Origin of the sequence: Kitasatospora sp. NPDC088134, assembly GCF_044741705.1 — a bacterium.
Lineage (GTDB): Bacteria > Actinomycetota > Actinomycetes > Streptomycetales > Streptomycetaceae > Kitasatospora.
Map to the genome: position 1 here is coordinate 131,053 of NZ_JBIUTD010000018.1, position 22,437 is coordinate 153,489.

At 73.7% G+C, this 22,437-nt stretch carries 21 protein-coding genes; 15 read left to right on the plus strand and 6 right to left on the minus strand.

All coding sequences use genetic code 11. The features are described from left to right. Window positions 1-49: 49 nt before the first annotated feature. The gene (locus ACIOHG_RS25615) at window positions 50-328 is read right to left on the minus strand and encodes an HPr family phosphocarrier protein (RefSeq protein ID WP_400953940.1); all 279 of its coding nucleotides are present in this window, start codon (window positions 326-328) and stop codon (window positions 50-52) included. 153 nt (window positions 329-481) lie between these two features. Here ACIOHG_RS25615 and ACIOHG_RS25620 point away from each other — a divergent pair, with 153 nt between their 5' ends. From ACIOHG_RS25620 to ACIOHG_RS25640, 5 genes are all read left to right on the plus strand, one after another. Next, the gene (locus ACIOHG_RS25620; protein ID WP_400953941.1) at window positions 482-3,256 is read left to right on the plus strand and encodes a GNAT family N-acetyltransferase; all 2,775 of its coding nucleotides are present in this window, start codon (window positions 482-484) and stop codon (window positions 3,254-3,256) included. A gap of 114 nt (window positions 3,257-3,370) precedes the next feature. Next, window positions 3,371-3,955: a DUF5998 family protein gene (locus ACIOHG_RS25625; protein ID WP_400718768.1), complete on the plus strand. Its 585-nt coding sequence runs from the start codon at window positions 3,371-3,373 to the stop codon at window positions 3,953-3,955. 8 nt (window positions 3,956-3,963) lie between these two features. After that, window positions 3,964-5,118 (plus strand): alkaline phosphatase family protein, encoded by a 1,155-nt coding sequence (locus ACIOHG_RS25630; protein WP_400953942.1) that lies wholly within the window; start codon window positions 3,964-3,966, stop codon window positions 5,116-5,118. A gap of 41 nt (window positions 5,119-5,159) precedes the next feature. After that, complete coding sequence (locus tag ACIOHG_RS25635) at window positions 5,160-5,807, plus strand: thymidine kinase (protein WP_400953943.1); 648 nt, start codon at window positions 5,160-5,162, stop codon at window positions 5,805-5,807. A gap of 75 nt (window positions 5,808-5,882) precedes the next feature. Beyond that, window positions 5,883-6,713 carry a sulfurtransferase gene (locus ACIOHG_RS25640; protein WP_400953944.1) on the plus strand — a complete coding sequence of 277 codons (831 nt, stop codon included), beginning with the start codon at window positions 5,883-5,885 and terminating at the stop codon, window positions 6,711-6,713. 226 nt (window positions 6,714-6,939) lie between these two features. Here the strand turns inward: ACIOHG_RS25640 and sepH are convergent, their stop codons facing one another. Further along, window positions 6,940-8,043, minus strand: a complete 1,104-nt coding sequence (gene sepH, locus ACIOHG_RS25645) for a septation protein SepH (protein ID WP_400953945.1) — start codon at window positions 8,041-8,043, stop codon at window positions 6,940-6,942. Window positions 8,044-8,481: 438 nt separating this feature from the next. Between sepH and ACIOHG_RS25650 the strand changes: the two genes are divergently transcribed. Then, window positions 8,482-9,321, plus strand: a complete 840-nt coding sequence (locus ACIOHG_RS25650) for a hypothetical protein (protein WP_400953946.1) — start codon at window positions 8,482-8,484, stop codon at window positions 9,319-9,321. Window positions 9,322-9,328: 7 nt separating this feature from the next. Here ACIOHG_RS25650 and ACIOHG_RS25655 read toward each other — a convergent pair whose 3' ends face one another. Together ACIOHG_RS25655 and ACIOHG_RS25660 are read right to left on the minus strand one after the other, a co-directional pair. Next, window positions 9,329-10,630, minus strand: coding sequence for a D-arabinono-1,4-lactone oxidase (locus ACIOHG_RS25655; RefSeq protein WP_400953947.1), 1,302 nt, complete (start codon window positions 10,628-10,630; stop codon window positions 9,329-9,331). A gap of 345 nt (window positions 10,631-10,975) precedes the next feature. Then, on the minus strand, window positions 10,976-12,223 hold the full coding sequence (locus ACIOHG_RS25660; RefSeq protein WP_400953948.1) for an MFS transporter: 1,248 nt from the start codon (window positions 12,221-12,223) through the stop codon (window positions 10,976-10,978). A 194-nt stretch (window positions 12,224-12,417) separates the two neighbouring features. Here ACIOHG_RS25660 and ACIOHG_RS25665 point away from each other — a divergent pair, with 194 nt between their 5' ends. Both ACIOHG_RS25665 and ACIOHG_RS25670 read left to right on the plus strand, forming a co-directional pair. After that, a complete protein-coding gene (locus ACIOHG_RS25665; protein WP_400953949.1) occupies window positions 12,418-13,560 on the plus strand; it encodes a ferrochelatase in 1,143 nt (380 codons plus the stop codon). Window positions 13,561-13,619: 59 nt separating this feature from the next. Further along, a complete protein-coding gene (locus ACIOHG_RS25670) occupies window positions 13,620-14,420 on the plus strand; it encodes an inositol monophosphatase family protein (protein ID WP_400953950.1) in 801 nt (266 codons plus the stop codon). 80 nt (window positions 14,421-14,500) lie between these two features. Here ACIOHG_RS25670 and ACIOHG_RS25675 read toward each other — a convergent pair whose 3' ends face one another. After that, window positions 14,501-14,686: a hypothetical protein gene (locus ACIOHG_RS25675; RefSeq protein WP_400953951.1), complete on the minus strand. Its 186-nt coding sequence runs from the start codon at window positions 14,684-14,686 to the stop codon at window positions 14,501-14,503. 466 nt (window positions 14,687-15,152) lie between these two features. Here ACIOHG_RS25675 and ACIOHG_RS25680 point away from each other — a divergent pair, with 466 nt between their 5' ends. From ACIOHG_RS25680 to ACIOHG_RS25695, 4 genes are all read left to right on the plus strand, one after another. Continuing rightward, complete coding sequence (locus tag ACIOHG_RS25680) at window positions 15,153-15,806, plus strand: response regulator transcription factor (RefSeq protein ID WP_400953952.1); 654 nt, start codon at window positions 15,153-15,155, stop codon at window positions 15,804-15,806. A 43-nt stretch (window positions 15,807-15,849) separates the two neighbouring features. Next, on the plus strand, window positions 15,850-17,151 hold the full coding sequence (locus ACIOHG_RS25685) for a sensor histidine kinase (protein ID WP_400953953.1): 1,302 nt from the start codon (window positions 15,850-15,852) through the stop codon (window positions 17,149-17,151). A gap of 184 nt (window positions 17,152-17,335) precedes the next feature. Beyond that, entirely contained in the window at window positions 17,336-18,313 is a 978-nt protein-coding gene (locus ACIOHG_RS25690) for an acyl-ACP desaturase (RefSeq protein WP_400953954.1), read from the plus strand. A gap of 545 nt (window positions 18,314-18,858) precedes the next feature. Further along, window positions 18,859-19,158 (plus strand): DUF4193 domain-containing protein, encoded by a 300-nt coding sequence (locus ACIOHG_RS25695; protein ID WP_014138508.1) that lies wholly within the window; start codon window positions 18,859-18,861, stop codon window positions 19,156-19,158. Between the two features lie 291 nt (window positions 19,159-19,449). Here ACIOHG_RS25695 and ACIOHG_RS25700 read toward each other — a convergent pair whose 3' ends face one another. Then, complete coding sequence (locus ACIOHG_RS25700; protein ID WP_400953955.1) at window positions 19,450-19,899, minus strand: DUF3093 domain-containing protein; 450 nt, start codon at window positions 19,897-19,899, stop codon at window positions 19,450-19,452. Between the two features lie 93 nt (window positions 19,900-19,992). Between ACIOHG_RS25700 and ACIOHG_RS25705 the strand changes: the two genes are divergently transcribed. The 3 genes from ACIOHG_RS25705 to ACIOHG_RS25715 all read left to right on the plus strand — a co-directional run bounded on the left by ACIOHG_RS25705 (window position 19,993) and on the right by ACIOHG_RS25715 (window position 21,990). Further along, window positions 19,993-20,580, plus strand: a complete 588-nt coding sequence (locus ACIOHG_RS25705; RefSeq protein ID WP_400953956.1) for a PaaI family thioesterase — start codon at window positions 19,993-19,995, stop codon at window positions 20,578-20,580. Beyond that, the gene (dut, locus tag ACIOHG_RS25710; protein WP_400953957.1) at window positions 20,577-21,044 is read left to right on the plus strand and encodes a dUTP diphosphatase; all 468 of its coding nucleotides are present in this window, start codon (window positions 20,577-20,579) and stop codon (window positions 21,042-21,044) included. Before ACIOHG_RS25705 ends, dut begins: the two co-directional genes overlap by 4 nt. A gap of 154 nt (window positions 21,045-21,198) precedes the next feature. After that, window positions 21,199-21,990: a DUF3710 domain-containing protein gene (locus ACIOHG_RS25715; RefSeq protein WP_400953958.1), complete on the plus strand. Its 792-nt coding sequence runs from the start codon at window positions 21,199-21,201 to the stop codon at window positions 21,988-21,990. The last annotated feature ends 447 nt before the right edge of the window (window positions 21,991-22,437 follow it).

Below are 22,437 nucleotides of genomic sequence, written 5' to 3' on the forward strand. Positions count from 1 at the left end.
GGAACGAGAGAGCGCCGCCGGGGGCACGCCCCTGGCGGCGCCGGCGGCGTCAGGCCGCGGGCAGTTCGTCCAGGCCCTCCCGGACCAGCTGGGCGACCCGGTCCAGCGCGGCGTCCGCGCCCTCCGCCTCGGAGGCGAGCACCACGGCGTCGCCGCCGGCCGCGCCGAGCGCGAGCAGGCCCAGCATGGAGCCGGCGTTGACGGGCGTGCCGCCCTCCTTGGCGATGGTCATCGGGACGCCGGTGGAGGTGACGGCCTTGACGAAGACGGAGGCGGGACGGGCGTGCAGGCCCTCGGCCCAACCGATGGTGACGCGGCGCTCAGCCATGAGAGGTGCCTTTCCGGTGGTGCAGGTGGTGCAGGGTTGTCTAGACCAGTGTTGCACGCCGGCCCGGAGACGGCCCGGTGGCGCGGCACCGCCAGCGTGCCGCGTCCGGCACGCCCGGCGCCATCAGGCTCGCCGACGACTACCCTGGCGACCGTGGAGCACGAGCGCGCACCCGAGGACAACGGCTACCCGCAGCACTGGGAGGCGGACGTCCTGCTGCGCGACGGCGGGACGGCCCGGATCAGGCCGATCACGCCGGACGACGCCGACCGGCTGGTGGAGTTCTACGGACAGGTCTCCGACCGGTCCAAGTACTTCCGCTTCTTCGCCCCCTACCCGCAGCTGTCCGACAAGGACGTCCGCCGCTTCACCCACCACGACTACGTCAACCGGGTCGGCCTGGCCCTGGTGGTCCGGGACCGCTTCGTCGCCACCGTCCGCTACGACCGGACCGACAAGGACGGCATGCCGTCCACCACCGGCACCGACGCCGAGGTCGCCTTCCTGGTCCAGGACGCCCACCAGGGCCGGGGCATCGCCTCCGCGCTGCTGGAGCACATCGCCGCCGTCGCCCAGGAGCGCGGCATCCGCCGGTTCACCGCCGAGGTGCTGCCGGAGAACCGCCAGATGGTCAAGGTCTTCACCGACGCCGGCTACACCCAGCGGCGCAGCTTCGCCGACGGCGTGGTGCACCTGGAGTTCGACCTGGAGCCCACCGCCGCCTCGCTCGCCGTCATGCGGGCCCGCGAGCACCGGGCCGAAGCCCGGTCCGTGCAACGGCTCCTGACGCCCCGTTCGCTCGCCGTGATCGGCGTCGGCCGCAACCCGCAGTCCGTCGGCCGGGCCCTGCTGCGGGACGCCCTGACCGGCTTCGACGGCCCCGTGCACGCCGTCAACCGGGGTGCCGAGCCCGGCACCCTGCTGGACGGCGTCCCCACCCACCGCTCGGTGCTGGACGTCCCCGGACCGGTCGACCTCGCCGTGATCGCCGTCCCCGAACCCGCCGTCCCCGCCGTCGTCGCCGAGTGCGGCGCGCACGGCGTCCGGGGCCTGGTGGTGGTCACCGCCGGCTACGCCGAGACCGGCCCCGACGGCCGCGAGCAGCAGCGCGCCCTGGTCCGGCAGGCCCGGGCCGCCGGGATGCGGGTGATCGGCCCGAACGCCTTCGGCCTGATCAACACCGACCCCGAGCACCGGCTGAACGCCTCGCTCGCCCCCGTGCTGCCCGCCCGCGGCCGGTTCGGCGTGTTCTGCCAGTCCGGTGCGATCGGCGTCGCCCTGCTGGAGGCCGCCCACCGGCGCGGCCTCGGCCTCTCCTCCTTCGCCTCGGTCGGCAACCGCGCCGACGTCTCCGGCAACGACCTGCTCCAGTACTGGGAGGAGGACCCGGCGACCGACGTGGTGCTGCTCTACTTCGAGTCCTTCGGCAACCCGCGCAAGTTCACCCGGATCGCCCGCCGGCTCGCCGCCGGCAAGCCCGTCGTGGTGCTCAAGGGCGCCCGGCACACCGGCAGCCTGCCGCCCGGCCACGCCGTCCAGCCCGCCGCCACCCGGCTCCGCGACAGCACCGTCGACGCGCTGTTCCAGCAGGCCGGCGTGATCCGGGTCGACACCATCACCGAACTCTTCGACACCGGCGAACTGCTGGCCGGCCAGCCGCTCCCGGTCGGCGACCGGGTCGCCGTGGTCGGCAACTCCGACTCGCTCGGCCTGCTCACCTACGACACCTGCCTGAGCGCCGGCCTGCGCCCCCGCACCCCCGTCGACCTCACCACCGGCGCCAGCGGCGAGAACTTCCGGATCGCCCTGCACACCGCCCTCGCCGACCCCCAGGTGGACGCCGTCATCGCCGTCGCCATCCCGCCGATCGGCGTGCACGGCCCCACCGCCGCCCCCGAACAGGTCGAGGACGACCCGGAGATCGCCCGCGCCCTGCTGGACGCCGCCGACCGCGGCCGCGAACTCGGCAAACCGCTGCTGCTCGCCCACCTCGCGCTGCCCGGCCTGGTCGCCCGGCTGCGCACCGGCGGCGTCCCCGCCTACCCCGCCCCCGAACGCGCCGTGCACGCCCTCGCCGACGCCGTCCGCTACGCCCGGTGGCGCCGCCGCAACGCCGAGGCCGAGGAGACCGCCCGGGTCCCCGAACTGGAGGGCGTCGACGAGGCCGCCGCCCGGGCCCTGGTCGAACGCGTGCTGGCCGGCCGGGAGGCCGCCGCCGCCCGGCTCCAGGCCGGCGGCGCCCGGATCACCCTGCCGGACGCCGAGGCCGCCGAACTGCTCGGCCACTACGGCGTCCCGGTCAGCCCCACGCTCTCCGCGCCGGACGAGAACAGCGCCGTCAAGGCCGCCGCCACGCTCGGCTACCCCGTCGCGCTCAAGGCCACCGCCGAGCACCTGCGGCACCGCCCCGACCTCGGCAGCGTCCGGCTCGACCTGACCGGCGAGGCCGAACTGCGCCGCGCCCACCGCGAACTGGACGCGCTGCTCGGCGGCGCCGCCGAGGCCCGCCTGGTGGTGCAGCGGCTCGCCCCGCGCGGCGTCGACACCGTGATCGGCGCGGCCGTCGACCCCGCCGTCGGCACCATCCTGTCCTTCGGCCTCGCCGGCGCCCCCGCCGAACTGCTCGGCGACGTCGCGCACCGCCTGGTGCCCGCCACCGACCGGGACGTGGCCGAACTGATCCGCGAGGTCCGGGCCGCCCCGCTGCTGTTCGGCTGGCGCGGCGCCGAGGCGGTCGACACCGGCGCGCTGGAGGAGCTGCTGCTCCGGGTCTCCCGTCTGGTCGACGACCTCCCCGAGGTCGCCTCGGTCGATCTGGAGCCCGTGGTGGTCGCCCCGCACGGCCTCGCGGTGCTCGGCGCCCGGGTCCGGATCGCCCCGCTGCCGGTCCGCACCGATCTGGGGCCGCGCGTCATGAGCACCCTGTAACCTTGCGTGGTTGCCCGCCCGGCCGGGAGCGGGCGACCACCGGCCCGGCGGCGGACCGGAACGACCCGGCGCAGTGCCACCCGCCGGAGCGGCGGGACATGCCAGGATGGAGATATGGCGAAGACCGGAACCACCACGCAGGACCTGCGGTCCGCGATCGAGCGCAGCGGCTACTACCCGGCGCTGGTCTCCGAGGCGGTGGAGTCCGCGGTGGGCCCCGAGCCGATCAGCTCCTACCTGGTGCACCAGGAGACCACCTTCGACGCGAACGAGGTCCGCCGGCACGTCACCGTGCTGGTGCTCACCGCCTCCCGCTTCGTGGTCAGCCACACCGACGAGCAGAACGGCGACGCGGCGACCCCCGTCCCGTACGCCACCACCTCCACCGAGACGGTCCGGCTGGACCGGATCAACTCCGTGGTGGTCAGCCGGATGGTCGCCAACCCCGAGACGTACACCCCCGGCACCCCGCCGCGCGAGGTCGTCCTCACCATCGGCTGGGGCGCCGTCCAGCGCCTCGACCTGGAGCCGGCCGGCTGCTCCGACCCCAACTGCGAGGCGGACCACGGCTACACCGGCTCCGCCACCGCCGACGACCTCTCGCTGCGGGTCAGCGAGGCCGGCGACGGCCCCGAGACGGTCGCCCAGGCGCTGGTGTTCGCCCGGGCGCTGTCCGAGGCCACCGTGGCCAACGGCTGAGCCGGGACATGCACGACGACGTCTACGAGCTGCTCGACCCGGCCGACGCCCCCGCCCCGCGCTACGGCAGCGCCGCGCTCAGCGACCTGCTGCCCACGCTGGCGGCCGGCCTCGGCGTGCCCGGCTTCCACGGCACGCTGCCGCTCGAACCCGCCGACCGGGTCTGCGTGTTCCTGGTCGACGGCCTCGGCTGGGAGCTGATCCGGGCCAACCCCGACTGGGCGCCGTTCCTCACCTCGCTGATGCCCGGCGGCACCCCGATCACCGCGGGCTTCCCGTCCACCACCGCCACCTCGCTGGCCTCGGTCGGCACCGGCCTGCCGCCCGGCCGGCACGGCCTGGTCGGGTACACGGTGCGGATCCCGGAGAACGGCCGGCTGATGAACCAGCTGCGCTGGAACCCGCCGGTCGACCCGCACGCCTGGCAGCCCTACCCCACCGTCTTCGAGCAGGCCCACCTCGCGGGCGTCGCCACCGCCCAGGTCTCCTCCCCGCTGTTCGCCTCCACCCCGCTCACCCGGGTCGCGCTCTCCGGCGGCACCTTCCTCGGCCGCACCACCGCCGAGGAGCGGATGGACCGGGCCGCCGCCTGGCTGGCCGAGCACGACCGGGCCCTGGTCTACACGTACCTCAGCGAACTCGACGCCGCCGGGCACCGGTTCGGCGTCGACTCCGACGAGTGGCGGCTCACCCTCTCGCTCGTCGACCGGATGGCCCGCCGCCTCGCCGAGCAGCTCCCGCCGCGCTCCGCGCTGTACGTCACCGCCGACCACGGCATGATCGACATCGCCCCGGAGAACCGGATCGACTTCGACGAGGACTGGGAGCTCTCGGCCGGCGTCGCCCTGCTCGGCGGCGAGGGCCGGGCCCGGCACGTCTACGCCCACCCCGGCGCGGCCGGCGACGTGTACGCGGTCTGGAGCGAGGTGCTCGGCGAGCAGATGTGGGTCGCCACCCGCGAACAGGCCGTCGCCGCAGGGTGGTTCGGCCCCGAGGTGGACGAGCGCGTACTGCCCCGGATCGGCGACGTGGTCGCCGCCGCCCGCGACGACGTGGCGATCGTCGCCACCCGCAGCGAGCCCGGCGAGTCCCAGATGATCGGCCTGCACGGCTCGATGACCCCGGTTGAGCAGCTCGTCCCGCTGCTCGAAGTCCGCGGCTGAGCCCCCACCCGACACCTCACCCGAAAGGCTGACGCTCCACCATGGCTGAACTGGTGTTCTTCTCGGGCACGATGGACTGCGGCAAGTCGACGCTGGCCCTGCAGATGGACCACAACCACACCGCCCGCGGCCGCCAGGGCATCATCTTCACCCGCCACGACCGGGCCGGCGCCGCCACCATCTCCAGCCGCCTCGGCCTGCGCGCCGACGCGGTCGAGGTCGGCGAGGACTTCGAGTTCCAGGCCCACATCGTCCAGCTGCTCTCGGCCGGCGGCCGGGTCGACTACCTGATCTGCGACGAGGCCCAGTTCTTCTCCGCCGGACAGATCGACCAACTCGCCCGCATCGTCGACGAGTTGGGCATCGACGTGTTCACCTTCGGGATCACCACCGACTTCCGCACCAAGCTCTTCCCCGGCTCCCAGCGCCTGATCGAACTCGCCGACCGGGTCGAGGTCCTCCAGGTCGAGGCGCTCTGCTGGTGCGGCGCCCGGGCCACCCACAACGCCCGCACCGTCGGCGGCGTCATGGTGGTCGAGGGCGCCCAGGTCGTGGTCGGCGACGTCGCCGTCAACGAGGACGAGATCGGCTACGAGGTGCTCTGCCGCCGCCACCACCGGCGCCGCCTCACCGCCGCCACCGCCCGCGCCGCCGTGCTCTCCCCGGACGTCCTCCCCTTCGAGGGCTGACGGGCGAACGTTTCCCCGGATGACGCGATCACCGACCCCGCCCCACCGGCCCCGCCCGCGCGCCACAATGACGGCATGACCTCGCCCCTGATCACCGTCCCCGAACTCGCCGCCGCGCTCGGTTCCGAGCGGCCCCCCGTCCTGCTCGACGTCCGCTGGGCGCTCGGCGGCCCGCCCGGAGCCGAGGAGTACGCCGCCGGCCACCTGCCCGGCGCGCACTACGTCGACCTCGACCGCGAACTCGCCGACCCGCCGGGCCCGGCCGGCCGCCACCCGCTGCCCGACCCCGAACGCCTCGCCACCGCCCTCCGCCGGGCCGGCGTCCGCGCCGACCGCCCCGTCGTCGCCTACGACGCCGGCCCCGCGCTCTCCGCCGCCCGCGCCTGGTGGCTGCTCCGCTGGGCCGGCCACCCCGACGTCCGGGTCCTCGACGGCGGCCTCGCCGCGTGGCGCGCCGCCGGGCACCCGCTCACCACCGGCACCCCCGCTCCCGGCGAGGGCGACTTCAAGGTCGACCCCGGGCACCTGCCCACCGTCGACGCGCGCGGCGCCGCCGAACTCGCCCGCACCGGCCTGCTGCTGGACGCCCGCGCGGGCGAGCGCTACCGCGGCGAGACCGAGCCGATCGACCCCCGGGCCGGCCACATCCCCGGCGCGACCTCCGCCCCCACCACCGAGAACCTCACCCCCGACGGGCACTTCCTCCCCGCCCCCGCCCTGGCCGCCCGCTTCACCGCCCTCGGCCTCACCGACCCCGCCCGCACCGCCGTCTACTGCGGCTCCGGCGTCACCGCCGCCCACCAACTCCTCGCCCTCACCCTGGCCGGCCACGACACCGTCGCCCTCTACCCGGGCTCCTGGAGCGAATGGTCCGCCGACCCGCAGAACCCGGTCGAGACCTCATGAGCAACTCTTAGGCACACGCTTGGGTATTCAGGGGCCCGGGGAACGGCGGGGCCGAGGGGCTGAGCGCCGGAGCACAGTGGGGCGCTACGGGGCGTCGGCCAAAAGACCTCCGGCCCGAAACGGGGTAGCGCATCGCAGCCCGTCGGTCACCCGCCACTCGGCCCCGCCGTTCCCCGGGCCCCTGGATGGAGCTGCGCTCCACCCCGGGACGGCGAAGCGGCAGCGCTTATTCGGGCTTCTTGCGCCGCGACCCGAACACGATCTCGTCCCAGCTCGGCACCGTCGCCCGCCGCCCCGGCCGGACGCCGTCCGCCTCGGCCTGGCGGTCGGTGGTGCCGACCAGCCGGTCCCGGTGCGGGGCGACCGAGCGCGGCATCAGGATGTCCGCGTACGCGGAGCCCGCGCCGATGCTGGCGGCGGGAGCCGCCGTCTCCTCGACGACGATCTCCTCGGCCTCCTCGGCGACCGCGGTCTCGATGTTCGGGCTGATCGGTGTGAGGTCGCCGCGGTAGGACGGGACCACGTCCAACAGGCTGGTGAGGGAGTCCCGTTCGGGCGCGGCGGCGGCCGCGGCGACCGCCTCGCGGACCTCGCGGGCCTCCCGCACCTCGCGCACCTGCATGATGCGGTCGGGGGAGGGCCGCTCGATCATCGGGCGGGCCGGGCGGTCGTGCGGGAGCCGGGCGATCCGCGGGATGAACGGGAAGACGGAGTCCTCCTCGCGCTCCACGTTCTCGCCGATCAGCGCCCGCGCCTCGTCGTCGTTGGGCTGCACCAGCCGCCGCGGCGGGTCGTAGGACCAGCTGGCCCGCCGCTGCTCGCCGTCGGCGCGGTACCCGAGGATGACCTCCCAGGTGCCGTCGTCCCGGCGCCAGGAGTCCCACCGCTCGGTGTCCTTCTCGGCGCCGCGCAGCGCCAGCCGCTCGGCGACGGCCTCGCCCAACTGCGGGCCGGTGGACTCGCCGTGGCGGCGGATCGCGGTCTTGCGGGCGCGCTCGGCCATGAAGGCGCGCTCGGCCAGCACCGGGCCCTCGAAGCGGCGGACCCGCTCCACCGAGATGCCGGCGGCCTGGGCGACGTCCTCCGCGGACGCACCGGCTCGTATCCGCGCCTGGATGTCCCGGGGGCGGAGGTGGCTCTCCACCTCGATCTCGATCTGGCCGAGCCGCGGCCGGTCACCCCGGACGGCGGCGCGCAGCCGCTCGTCGATCGGAAGGGTGTACTCCGTGCTGTCGGCAGCCTTGAGCACCAGCCGTGTGCCGTCGTTGCTGACGGCCACGACGCGCAGTTCGGGCACGGTTACCTCCCGGGTGGTGCCTGCCGACGTCACCTGCGTCGCTGCTCCCGTACTGAGTGTGGCCTGCCCGTTGGCGAGTGGCCACAACCTTGCAGAGTTACCCGGCGTGTCGGGCTTTCACCCGGGCGCGCCGCTGTGGCACGGTTGCCTGTTTGCCACGTCGACGGTCGACATCGCACCCGGGCGCCCGGGCCGCTGTTCGACGGGTCGTCGACAGGGGGTACCGAAGGCTCAGGCTCCACGAACAGTACTCCATTCGTGGCATCCAGAGGGGCGGCTCGCCGCTCAAGTCTCCCGCGAATCAGCGGAATCTCAAGAGCGAGCACCCCATTGGCGGGTCCGTGATCGACCGACGGTGATCATCTTCACATATATCGACCGGTGAGAACCGGATTTTCGACCCTTGTGTCCTTCTTTGGGCAAGATGGAGGGACTTGTTCGAAATTCCGACACGCCGACCGAGGGACAGGGATGCCGCAGCAGAGGGAGAAGTTCGGCCACGCACCGGCCGGTGCGGTGGAGAAGGAGGGCGGCAAGCGGCTCGATCTGACGGTCACTCAGGTCGCGGCGAGCGCCCTGGCGACGGTGGTCGGTGCCGTACTCGCGTCGGAACTCGGAGTGTACGGAACGATACTCGGTGCGGCCGTCGTCTCGGTGGGGGCGACGACCGGAAGCGCGGTCTTCCAGCAGCTGTTCAAACGCACCGGGGAACAACTGCGCAACGCGGTGGAACGCGGCGCCGAACCGCGGTCCGCGACACCGCCGGGAGCCACCGCGACGAGCGGAATCCCGGCGGAGGACGCGGGCAAGCCGGCGGACGACTCCGCCGACATCTCCTCGGAGTGGAACGCGCCGCAGGTGTTGCGGGCGAAACGCCGCTGGACGTGGAAGTCCTTCGCGGCGGTCTCGACGCTGGTGTTCGCGGTGGCGATGGTCCCGATCGTCGGGGTGGAACTCGCCGCCGGAAAACCGCTGCACGACATCACCACCGGTCGGGACGGCGGCAGCGGAACCTCGTTCAACCCGTCCCGCCCGTCCGGCGGCGAGGACCGGAAGCCGAAGGCCCCGGCCGAGCCGTCCACCGGCTCCCGCCCGACCGACCCGGCCCCGTCCCCGGCCCCGTCCCCGTCGGGTTCGGCCTCGCGCGGCCCGGTCGCGCCCAGCCGCTCGCCCGAGCCGTCCGGCTCCGCGCAGCCCTCGCCGGGCGGCGGTGGCGGCACGCCGTCGGCCGGCCCCGCGCCCACGTCCGCCCCGGCGGCGACCCCGGCCGGGGCGGAGGCGCCGCCGACCGGCGGGGCGGCGGCGAACTGACGGCGGGTCAGGCGCCGAGCACCCGGCGCAGGTAGTCGTTGGCGAACCGGCGCTCCGGGTCGACCTTGTCGCGCAGCGCGGTGAAGTCCGCGAAGTGCGGGTAGACCGAGGCCAGGTACTCGGCGTCCCGGGTGTGCAGCTTGCCCCAGTGCGGGCGGCCCCGGTAGGCCGTCATCAGCCGCTCCACCTCGGTGAAGTAGCCCATCTCCCGGGTGTCCCGGTACAGGTGCACGGCGATGTACACGCTGTCCCGCCCGTTCGCGGTGGACAGCCACAGGTCGTCGGCCGGGGCGACCCGGACCTCCACCGGGAAGCTGATCCGCCAGTCGGAGCGCTCCACCAGCGCCTTCAACTCGCGCAGCACGGCGGTCGCCGCCTCGCGCGGCACCGCGTACTCCATCTCGACGAAGCGCACCTTGCGCGGACTGGTGTAGACCTTGTACGGCTGGTCGGTGAACCGGCGCTCCGACCAGGCCCGGCTGGCGAGGCCGGCGATCGTCGGGACGGCCCCCGGGAAGGCCCGGCCCACCCGGCAGGCGCCCTCCCAGACGGTGTTGGAGAGGAAGTCGTCGTCCAGCCACGCCTTGAACTTCGGCAGCGGCGCGGCCGGGCCCTGGCTGCGGTTGTTCCGCTTGGTCGAGCAGCGGTCGGTGTGCGGGAACCAGTAGAACTCGAAGTGCTCGTTCACGGCCGTCAGGTCGTCGAAGTCGCGCAGCACCTCCTCGAAGCCCATCGGCTTCTCGTGCGCGGACAGCAGGAACATCGGCTCCACCGCGAAGGTCAGCGCGCTCACCACGCCCAGCGCGCCCAGGCCCAGCCGGGCCCCCTGGAACAACTCGGCGTCCTCGGTCGCCGAACAGGTCCGCACCGAGCCGTCGGCGAGGACGATCTCGACCCGCTCGACCTGCGCCGCCAGCGAGCCGGAGTCCCGGCCGGTGCCGTGGGTGCCGGTGCTGGTCGCCCCCGCGACCGTCTGCACCTCGATGTCGCCCATGTTCGTCAGCGAGAGGCCGGCCGCCGCGAGCAGCCGGTTCAACCGGTGCAGCGGGAGGCCCGACTCGACGGTGACCGTCCCCGCCGCACGGTCGAGCTCGCGCACCGCGGTCAGGTTGTCCGGGCGCACCATCACCGCGTCCCCGGCCGCCGCGATCGCCGTGAACGAGTGGCCCGAACCCACCGCCTTCACCGGACGACCGGCCTCCCCGGCCGCGACCACCGCCGCCGCGAGCTCCTCGACCGACCCGGGCGCCACCACCTGCGCGGGCCGCGCGCTCTGGTTCCCCGCCCAGTTCCGCCAGACCTCGGTCATCTCCAGAGCCTCCCGCTAGCGCGTGTCCTACCTTCCGGTTCTACCGGTGGGTACGGGGAGCGTAGTCACAACGCACCCACAGGTCTACGGGTGCAGACCCGGGGGAACCCTGCGGCACACGCGGCTGTATTCCTGGGCCCGCTGGGAGCGAAGCTCCAGGGGCCCGGGGAACGGCGGGGCCGAGGGGCTGATCGCCGGAACCCAGTGGGGCGCCACGGGGCGTCGGCCAAAGACCTTCGGCCCGAAACGGGGTCGGCGCTTCGCGGCCCGTCGGACACCAGCCTCTCGGCTCCGCCGTTCCCCGGGCCCCTGAACGCCCGTGCGAACGCCCGTGCACGCGCCCGGTCAGGACGCGACCGGCTCCGCCGCCGCAGGCGTTTCCGCTGCGGCGAGCTGCTGCCGGAGCCGGGGGAGGCCGATGTACGCGGCGAGGGCGCCGAAGGCCGCCGCGGCGACCGGGACCCAGTAGCCGTCGATCGCGCCCGCGCCGTCGACCACCAGACCGGCCACCGAGGAACCGACGGCGACGCCGATGGCGAGGCCGGTGGTGGTCCAGGTCATGCCCTCGGTGAGCCGGGCCGCGGGGACCAGCCGTTCGACCAGGGCCATCGCGGTGATCAGGGTGGGGGAGATGGCCAGGCCGGAGAGGAACAGCGCGGCGCCGACGCCGATCAGCGCGGCGTTGCCGCGCAGCAGCTGCGCGGCCAGGACCAGCGGCACCATGCTGACCGCCATCGCGGTGACGCCGACCAGGAAGCGGCGGGCCATCGGCCCGGCGAGCTTCAGGGTGCCGAAGACCACGCCGGCCAGGCAGGAGCCGGCCGCGTACACGGCGAGGACGGGGCCGGACGCGCCGGTGTGGCCCTGGGCCTTGGCGAAGGCGACGGTGACCACCTCGACGGAGCCGAACACGCCGCCGGTGGCGACCAGGGTGAGGACCAGGGTCTGCAGGCCCCGGTTGGCGATGGCGGAGCCGCCGGTGTGCCGGGCCGCGGGGTGGACCGGCGGCTCGGTGCGGCGCTGCGCGGTGAACAGCAGGATGCCGACCACCAGGAAGACCCCGGCCAGCAGCACGCCGGACTCGGGGAAGACGGTGGTGGCCAGCGCGACCGCGAGGATCGGGCCGACGATGAAGCAGAGCTCGTCGGCGACCGCCTCGAAGGAGTACGCGGTGTGCAGCTTGGGCGGTTCGTCGCGGTACAGGTGGGCCCAGCGGGCGCGGACCATCGAGCCGGTGCTGGGCATCGCGCCCATGCCCGCGGCGAACAGGAACAGGGTCCAGTCCGGCGCGCCCGTGCGGGCGCCGAGCAGCAGGGCAGCGGCGGAGAGCACGGTGACCAGGGTGGCGGGGAGGGCGACCCGGCGCTGGCCGTGCCGGTCGACCAGCCGGGAGACCCACGGGCCGAGGACCGCCGCAGCGACCGCCAGGGTGGCGGAGAGCGCGCTGCCGAGCCAGAAGGTGCCCCGCATCTCGGAGAGCATCGTGACGATGCCGATCCCGGTCATCGAGATCGGCAGCCGGGCGATCAGCCCCGAGGCGGAGAAGGCGAGCGAGCCGGGGGCGGCGAATATCTGGCGGTAGCTGGACAGCACGGGGGGTGGCTCCGTCGGGCTCGGATGGGGGGAAGACGCAACTATCGGTAATGCACAACTATCCCTCACACAGCTTACGGACGGTGATCCGCGACCCGCACCCCGAATTCCCGCCCGCCCCGGGCCCGCCCCCACCCCTGCCGGCCGACCCGGCGGTGCGCGGGACGGCGCCCCGCGAGTGGCAGGATCGGAGCATGTCCGACACGCGCACCCCGAGTTCGACCGATCCGGCGCCCTACGACGCGCTGCTGCTGCTCTCCTTCGGCGGGCCGGAGGGCCCCGAGGACGTGGTGCCCTTCCTGGAGAACGTCACCCGGGGCCGGGGCATCCCGAAGGAGCGGTTGGCCGAGGTCGGCAAGCACTACTTCCTGTTCGGCGGTGTCAGCCCGATCAACGAGCAGAACCGCGAGCTGCTGGCCGCGCTGCGCGCGGACTTCGCCGGGCACGGGCTGGACCTGCCGGTGTACTGGGGCAACCGGAACTGGGCCCCGTACCTGGTGGACGCCCTGCGGGAGATCGCCGACGCCGGGCACCGTCGGGTGCTGGTGCTGGCCACCAGCGCGTACGCGGGCTACTCGGGCTGCCGCCAGTACCGGGAGAACCTGGCCGACGCGCTCGCCGCGCTGGCTGCCGAGGGGCGGCCGGAGCTGACCGTCGCCAAGCTGCGGCACTTCTACAACCACCCCGGCTTCGTCGAGCCGATGATCGACGCCACCCTCGCCGCCCTGGCCGAACTCCCGGACGGAGCAAGGGAGAAGGCCCGACTGGCGTTCACCACGCACTCGATCCCGACCGCGATGGCGGAGAGCTCCGGCGCCCCCGACGACCCGGCCCGCGGCACCCCGGGCGGCGCGTACGTCGCCCAGCACCTGGAGGTGGCCCGGCTGATCGCCGCCGCGGTCGCCGAGCGGACCGGCGTCCCCGGACGGCCCTGGGAGCTGGTCTACCAGAGCCGCTCCGGCGCCCCGCACATCCCGTGGCTGGAACCCGACATCTGCGACCACCTGGCCGCGCAGCACGCGGACGGCGCCGCGGCCGTGGTGATGGTCCCGATCGGCTTCGTCTCCGACCACATGGAGGTCAAGTACGACCTGGACACCGAGGCGGTGGCCAAGGCCGCCGAGCTCGGCCTGCCGGTCGCCCGGGCCGCCACCGTCGGCGCCGACCCCCGATTCGCGGCCGCCGTACGGGAGTTGGTGCTGGAGCGGGCCGCCGCCGACCGGGGGGAGCCGGTCACCCGGTGCGCCCTGGGCGGGTTCGGCCCCAGCCACGACGTGTGCGCCACCGCCTGCTGCCCCAACCCGCGCGCCCCGCGCCCGGCCGCCGCCCAGGCCTGAACCCCGTAGCGCCCCGCACCCGACACGCCCGCCGCACCCCGCCCGGAGGACCGAGACCCGTGACCGACCACCTGCTGCAGGACCTGCTCGCCACCGCCGTCGAGGCCGCCACCCGGGCGGGTGAACTGCTGCGCGACGGCCGCCCCGCGGACCTCGGGGTGGCCGCCACCAAGAGCAGCCCCGTGGACGTGGTGACCGAGATGGACCTGGCCTCCGAGAAGCTGGTGCTGGAACTCATCTCGGCCCGCCGCCCCGCGGACGGCTACCTCGGCGAGGAGGGCGCCGACCGCCCCGGCACCAGCGGCGTGCGCTGGGTGGTCGACCCGCTCGACGGAACCGTCAACTACCTGTACGGGCTGCCCTCCTGGGCCGTCAGCGTGGCCGCCGAGCTGGACGGTGAGGTGGTCGTCGGCGTGGTCGCGGTGCCCGCCCGCGGCGAGCTGTTCCAGGCCGTGCGCGGCGGCGGCGCGACGCTGGACGGCCGCCCGCTCGCGGTCCGCCCGGCCCCGGCCTGGGGACAGGCGCTGGTCGCCACCGGCTTCGGCTACCTGCGCGAGCGGCGGGTGCACCAGGCCGAGGTGCTGCACGCGCTGATGGGCGAGGTCCGCGACATCCGCCGGGCCGGCGCGGCCGCCGTCGACCTGTGCGACCTGGCCGCCGGCCGCTTCGACGGCTACTTCGAGCGCGGCCTCGCCCCCTGGGACCGGGCCGCCGGCCTGCTGATCGCCGCGGAGGCCGGCGCGCTCACCGGCTCCCGCCCCGGCCTGCCCGCCGACGGCGAGCTGACGATCGCGGCCCCGCCCGGCGTGTTCGAGCCGCTCCAGGCCCGGCTGGAGGAACTCGGCGCCTGGCACGACTGACCGGCCCCGGGCCGCCCCGCAGACAGCGAAAAGCCCCGGCACGGGGACCGTGCCAGGGCTCGCCGGTGCAGGGGAGGGGATCAGGCGGCGGAGCGGTGGATCCCCAGGGCCGGGTCCACGCCGTGTTCGGTGGCCAGGCGCTGGAGGTCCTCCAGCTCGGACTGCTCGACCTCGGCCAGGAACTCGTCCCCGGACTCGATCGCACGGTTCAGATCCTGCTCGGCGTTCTGGATCCGCTGAAGGATTCCGGCGGTGAAGGCGTCCATACGGGCCCCCTTTACTGTGTCGGACGGGCACGGCCCGAGCGGCCCCCCGGCCGGAATCGGGCAGACCCCGGCCGGGTGCCCGGACCGGACGGAGCGTCCGACCCTGCACTCGTGCGGCGCTGGAGCCGCGACCCGGTGGCTTGCGATACCTGGCCGGTGCGGATGGGGCACTCGGCGGGTGGTGGCCACGGTGCTCCGACAGGAGGGCACCGCGGTGTGTCACCTGTCCTCCCCACCCCCACGCCCGGGAAACCTCGCCTCCCGGGAAAGTTGCCCGGGTCACAGTCCAATCGGCAACCACCGCCTCCGTTTTCGCCACCGGCGTCCCGGACTTACGACTGCTTTACCGCGCGACCAGGCAGGATGGAGGCACCGTCGGATTCGCCTGTCCGAATCCGCGCCCGGCGCATCACGGCCCGCACGGGCACCCACGGCCAGGGCCGCTCCAGCAGAAGGGACAACCACCGTGCGGGTACTCGTCGTCGAGGACGAGCAGCTGCTCGCCGAAGCCGTCGCCACCGGCCTGCGCCGGGAGGCCATGGCGGTCGACGTCGTCTACGACGGGGAGGCCGCGCTGCAGCGGATCGCGGTCAACGACTACGACGTGGTGGTGCTCGACCGGGACCTCCCGCTGGTCCACGGCGACGACGTCTGCCGCCGGATCGTCGAGCAGGGCCTGGCCACCCGGGTGATCATGCTGACCGCCTCGGGGGACATCAGCGACCGGGTCGAGGGCCTGGAGATCGGCGCCGACGACTACCTCCCCAAGCCGTTCGCCTTCAGCGAACTCGTCGCCCGGGTAAGGGCGCTGGGCCGCCGCGCCACCGTCCCGCTGCCCCCCGTGCTGGAACGCGCCGGGATCAGCCTGGACCCGGGCCGCCGCGAGGTGATCCGGGACGGCAAGCCCGTACAGCTCGCCCCCAAGGAGTTCGCGGTGCTGGAGGTCCTGATGCGGGCCGGCGGCGCCGTGGTCTCGGCCGAACAGCTCCTGGAGAAGGCCTGGGACGAGCACACCGACCCGTTCACCAACGTCGTCCGGGTCACCGTGATGACCCTGCGCCGCAAGCTCGGCGACCCGCCGGTGATCATCACCGTCCCCGGCTCCGGCTACCGGGTGTGAGCCCGGGCGCCGAACCACCCACCGTCTGAGAGGACTTCCGGCCATGACCACCCCGCCACTCCCCGGCGGGGCCCCCGGCGCGCCCGCCCCGGGCCCGGCCCAGGTGCCCCCGCGGCCGACGCGCCCCCCGCGCCGCCCGGCCCGCGACCCCGCCGACGACACCTACCACCCCGGCGACGGCCTGCTCGCCTGGCTGTCGCTGCGCCCCACCATCCGGATCAGGCTCACCCTGCTGTACGGCGGCATGTTCCTGATGGCCGGCGTCGTCCTGCTGCTGCTGATGTACTACTTCGTCCGCTCCGCCTTCGACCAGCCCCAGCTGCCGCACCTGACCGTCGGCCGCGGCGTGGCGATCTCCGTCAACGGCCAGGAGATCAGCGACCAGGCGGCCCTGGACAAGGCGATCAGCAGCCTCCAGGACGCCAACAGCAGCCAGGCCCTGTCCACCCTGCTGCGCCGCGCCCTGACCGCCCTGGTGTTCCTCGCCGTGATCGCCTTCGCGGTCGGCTACGCGGTGGCCGGCCGGGTGCTCCAGCCGCTCGGCCGGATCACCCGCACCGCCCGCGAGGTGGCCGGCAGCGACCTGCACCGCCGGATCGACCTGGACGGCCCCGACGACGAGCTCAAGGAGCTCGCCGACACCTTCGACGAGATGCTGGAGCGGCTGGACCGCGCCTTCGACTCGCAACGCCGCTTCGTCGCCAACGCCTCGCACGAGCTGCGCACCCCGCTGGCGATCAACCGCACCCTGCTGGAGGTCCAGCTCGCCGACCCGGAGGCCTCGCCCGACCTCCAGCAGCTCGGCAAGACCCTGCTGGCCACCAACGAGCGCAGCGAGCAGCTGGTCGAGGGCCTGCTGCTGCTGGCCCGCAGCGAGAACGAGCTCACCGAGCGCCGCCCCGTCGACCTCGCCGAGGTGGCCCAGCGGGCCATGGAGCAGGCCCGCCCGGAGGCGGACAACCGGGAGGTCGAGCTGCGCGCCGAACTGGCGCCCGCGCCCGCGCACGGCAACGGCGTGCTGCTGGAGCGGATCGCGCTCAACCTGCTGCAGAACGGCGTCCGGTACAACAGCCCGGGCGGCTGGGTGGAGATCACCAGCAGCGCCGTCCGCGGCGGGGGCGGCGAGCTGGTGGTGAGCAACACCGGCCCGGTGGTCCCCGGCTACGAGCTGGAGCACATCTTCGAGCCGTTCCGCCGCCTGAAGAGCACCGACCGCACCCGCAGCGACAAGGGCGTCGGCCTCGGCCTGTCCATCGTCCGCTCGGTGGTGCGCGCCCACGGCGGCACCATCGAGGCCACCGCCCGCCCCGGCGGCGGCCTGCGGGTCCAGGTCCGCATCCCCTAGCCCCCGCGTCCCCCCGCCCCCGCATCCCCCGCCCGGCGCCCGTTCCACCGCCGCCCCCGCCCAGCCGTGTCAGAACGACATAAGCGCTGGACAGGGGCGGCTTGTCATTTCCGGCCGGGACAACTTACGGTGTCGTAACCTACGCAGCCGTAGGTCAGCCCGTCCCCTCCGCAGGAGCAACGCCGTGACCATCGCCCCCGTGCAGCGCACCGCCACGACCGCCTGGACCGACGCCAGGCTGATCCTCGCGCTCGAAGAGGTCGTGGAGACCGAGCTCAACCGCCACCTCAAGGTGGCCAAGGAGTGGATGCCGCACGAGTTCGTGCCGTGGAGCCAGGGGCGGGACTTCGACGGCGTGCTGGGCGGCGAGGCGTGGTCGATCGAGCAGTCCAAGGTGACCCCGCTGGGCCGGATCTCGCTGGTGGTCAACCTGCTGACCGAGGACAACCTCCCCAGCTACCACCACGAGATCGCCAGCATGTTCGGCCGCGAGGGCGCCTGGGGCACCTGGGTGCACCGCTGGACCGCCGAGGAGGGCCGGCACGGGATAGCGATCCGCGACTACCTGCTGGCCACCCGCGCCGTCGACCCGGTCGCGCTGGAACGGGCCCGGATGGCGCACATGTCGGAGGGCTTCGAGTCCGACAACGCGCACAGCATGCTGCAGTCGGTCGCCTACGTCGCCTTCCAGGAGCTGGCCACCCGGATCGCCCACCGCAACACCGGCCACCACTCCGGCGACCCGCTCTGCGACCAGCTGCTGGCCAAGATCGCCAACGACGAGAACCTGCACATGGTCTTCTACCGGAACCTGCTCAAGGCCGCCCTGGAGCTCGCCCCGGACCAGGCCATGCGGGCCGTCGCCGACGTGGTGATCAACTTCCGGATGCCCGGCCACGGCATGCCCGGCTTCGAGCGCTCCGCCGCCCAGATCGCCATCGGCGGGATCTACAACCTGCGCATCCACCACGACGACGTCCTGCAGCCCGTGCTGCGCCACCTGAAGGTCATGGAGGTCACCGGCCTCGGCCCGGTCGGCCGGCAGGCCCAGGAGGAGCTGGGAGCCTTCCTGGCGGGCCTGGACGCCCAGGCGACCCGCTTCGACGAGCGCCAGGCCGCCCTGCTGGCCCGCCGCGCCGCCGCGGCCGCCGCCCGGGCCTGACCGCAGCGCCGCCCCCACCGGGGCCGGTCCGGACCCCGGACCGGCCCCGGTGGACGTTCCGAGGAGTATGCGGACAATCCGGCCGGACGAGGTCGGGCCGAAAGGCCCGTTTTCGCAGGAAACGCCCGCTGTCGCGTCCAATGTGACGAACGTCACACTCGCCCGGTGGAGCCGTCCGGGCGACCCGATGGGGTGATCACCCGTTCGGGCGGGTCGATCGCACTCGGTCACCGCCCCGTCGTGCGGAGGAAGATCCGATCCCCCGTCAAGAAGCCCCCGCCGCCGCCCAATTGAGGGGTCGGACGTTCTCGAACCACCACGGACCGTGACGGCGAAAGGCGCCCGGCCTGCACGGGTTCACCCGTACGGGGGCCCTCGTTCGGACCCCGTTCGAACGGCCCGACGGGCTTCCGGATGAGTGTCGATTGAGTAACAGGGCTTGAAGTAAGGCACAATCTCGGCCTCGGGTCGGGCACAAGACCGGCCCCCCAGGCGTTACGTGCGCTGGAGATACCGCACACACCCAAAGGGGGAGAGCGAAAACAATGGCAACGGACTACGACACCCCACGCAAGACCGATGACGACCTCAACGAGGACAGCATCGAGGAACTGAAGGCCCGACGTAACGAGAAGGCCTCCAGCTCCGTCGACGTCGACGAGTACGACGCGAACGAGGGTCTGGAGCTTCCGGGCGCCGACCTCTCCAACGAGGAACTCTCGGTGCGGGTCCTGCCCCGGCAGGCCGACGAGTTCACCTGCATGAGCTGCTTCCTGGTCCACCACCGGAGCCAGCTCTACAGCGAGAAGAACGGCCAGCCGATCTGCCGGGACTGCGGGGCCTGAAAACGGAGCGGCACCTGCCCGGGCGGGCGAGACCCCTCCGCCGGCCCGGAACGCCGCCCCGTCCGGTACTGAGCAGCGGTACCGGAGGCAGCAACAGCGACCGCCCCGAGCGGTCGCACCCGGCAGCGGGCGAGCCCCCGACCACCCTCACGGGGCCCGCCGACAGACCGAAACCGGAAGGGGCGGTCCCACCAGCAGGTGGGACCGCCCCTTCCGGCCTTCTCCGGGCCGGCGCGCCGCCGAGCCGCAGCGCCGTCGCGCGGGAAACTTTCGAGCGGGAGCCGGGCCGGCTCAGCGCCCCCGGCCGCCGGCCGCCGCCTCCAGGGCGTCCGCCAGCCGCTGCGGGGACCGGGTCGACAGGTACAGGTACGGCGTCGGGTCGGCCGGATCGGTCACCTCCACCTTCAGCGCCGTCGGCACGTAGCTGCGCAGCAGCATGAACGCCCGCGGATCGGCCTTCACCGACCGCCAGGCCACCGCCTCCTTGGGGTTCAGCACCTCGGCCGCCCCCAGCGCACCGACCGGGATCCGGGCCTGCCCGGCGACCAGCGACCCCTGCACCACCCGGATCCGCGCCGAGCCGTAACTGCTCAGCGCAGCCGCCCCCGCGGCCACCCCGACGACCAGCCCGAGCAGCGCGGCGACCCCGCTGAACCGGAGCAGGATCAGGCCGAGCGAGAGCCCGAGCGCCACGGACAGCAGCCACCAGGACCGCGGGACGGTGAGACGTTCCTCGTACATGCCCCCATTGTGGGCACGCCCCGCGCCGCCCCGGCCCGCAGGGCCCCCGGCCGTGCCTGTCCCGGCAAACTACCGGCAGGTAGGGTCGGCGCCGTGAACGGACCCATCACCACCCCCACCACCCCGCCCGCGGACGCCGAACTGCCCGAGCGCTCCCCGCTGGCCCCCGCGCCCGGCACCGTCATCGGCTCCCACTACGACGAGTGCTTCGGCTGCGGTCCGCACCACCCCCAGGGCCTCCAACTCACCGCCGTGGCAGGCGAACACCTCGACGTCACCGCGCAGTTCACCGTCAAGCCGGCCCACCAGGGCGGCCCCGGCCTGGCCCACGGCGGCGTCCTGGTCAGCGCCATGGACGAGACCCTCGGCACGCTCAACTGGCTGCTCGGCGCCCCCGCCGTCACCGGCCGCCTGGAGACCGACTTCGTCCGCCCCGTCCCCGTCGACTCCGTCCTGCACATCCACGCACGGGTGACGGGCGTCCACGGCCGCAAGGTCTACAGCGCCGCCGAGGGCCGGATCGGCGGCCCCGAAGGGCCGGTCGCCATCCGGGCACAGGCACTCTTCATCCAGGTGAAGCTGGAACACTTCACCACGCACGGTCGTCCGGAGGACGTGCAGAAGATCCTGGACGACCCGGACCAGATCAAGCGTGCCCGAGCCTTCGAGGTGAACCCGTGACCGACCCCGTCCGTCCGCCCGTCGACGTCCTGATCCGCCGCCTCGACCCGGAGATCCCGCTCCCCGCCTACGAGCACCCCGGGGACGCCGGCGCCGACCTGCGCACCACCGTCGACGCCGAACTCCAGCCGGGCGAACGGGTCCTGCTCCCCACCGGGATCTCGCTCGCGCTACCGGACGGCTACGCGGCGTTCGTACACCCGCGGTCCGGACTCGCCGTCCGCTGCGGAGTTGCACTGGTGAACGCCCCGGGGACGGTCGATGCCGGGTACCGTGGTGAGATCAAGGTGATCGTCGTGAACCTGGACCCCCGAGAGCCCGTCGTCTTCAAGCGGGGCGACCGGATCGCCCAGCTGGTCATCCAGCAGGTCGAGAAGGCCCGCTTCCACGAGGTGGGTGAACTCCCGGGCTCGGTCCGTGCCGAAGGCGGGTTCGGCTCGACCGGCGGTCACGCCGCGGTCTAGCATGCGCCGCGGCCCCGGCTCCGGCCGGGCAGCACGACGAGCGGGTGGAAGCGGTGCGCTAGCAACGGTTTTCGGCCGGTCCGATGGGTAGCAGGTAGCACAGGTATTCGTGTTCGGTCTTGGATTCGGTCTTGGACCGGGAAGGACAGTGACCGTGTTCCGTCGTCGCAAGAGCGAGGACGCTGTCGAGCAGCTCGCCGAGGACGCCATCAGCGCCGACGAGACGGCCGATGACGTCGAGGGTTCCGTCGAGAGCGAGAACGACACCGAAGCCGACCCGGCCGAGCGGATCGGCCTCCCGCCGGCCCCGCGCCCGGACGGGCCGTGGGACGTCTCCGAGCTGGAGAAGCCGGAAGAGGGCCGCGTCGACCTGGGCGGCCTGCTGGTCCCCGGCGTCGAGGGGATGGAGCTCCGGGTCGAGGTCGCAGGTGACGCGATCGTCGCCGCCACCCTGGTCCTCGGCAACAGCGCCATCCAGCTGCAGGCCTTCGCCGCCCCCAAGTCCGAGGGCATCTGGGGCGAGGTCCGCGAGGAGATCGCCGGCGGCATCACCGGCCAGGGCGGCGCCGTCGAGGAGGAGGAGGGCCCGCTCGGCTGGCACCTCCGCGCCCAGGTCCCGGTCCAGCTCCCGGACGGCACCCAGGGCGTCCAGCTGGTCCGCTTCGTCGGCTGCGACGGCCCCCGCTGGTTCCTCCGCGGCGTGATCTCCGGCCAGGCCGCGGTCCAGCCCGAGATGGCCGGGCTGCTCGAAGAGGTCTTCCGCCAGACCGTCGTGGTCCGCGGCGAGTCCCCGATGGCCCCCCGCGACCCCATCGTCCTCAAGCTCCCCGAGGACGCCCAGATGGTCGCCGACGGCGCCGCCACCTCGGCCGACGTCGAGTCCCCCTACGCCGGCGGCTCGATCGACCCGTTCTCCCGCGGCCCCGAGATCACCGAGGTCCACTGACCTCCCGGACGCCCCGCGTCCGACCCCTTCCGCCCTCGCGCCCGACCGGCGCGGGGGCGGATTTGCTTTGCGGGCGCCCGCCCCCGTACAGTTCCGGAGTCGCGCCGAGAGGGGCGAACGAAAGCGAGTTCGAGGAAACACCGGTGAAACGGTAGCGAAAACCTCTGATAAGCTGGGAACACGAAAGAACGAAGCGCCCGGAGATGCGGTCGGAAGGCCGGTCGAAGGAAGCGTCCGTTCCTTGAGAACTCAACAGCGTGCCAAAAGTCAACGCCAGATATGTTGACATCCCCGGCCAGCCGGTATCGGTTGGTTGGAGATTCCTTTTGAAGTAGAACACTAGCGAGGACGCAGTGCGCAGGACCGCCCTATTCCGGTGGTTGCTGTGCCGCTCCCCGTGGAGACATTCACGGAGAGTTTGATCCTGGCTCAGGACGAACGCTGGCG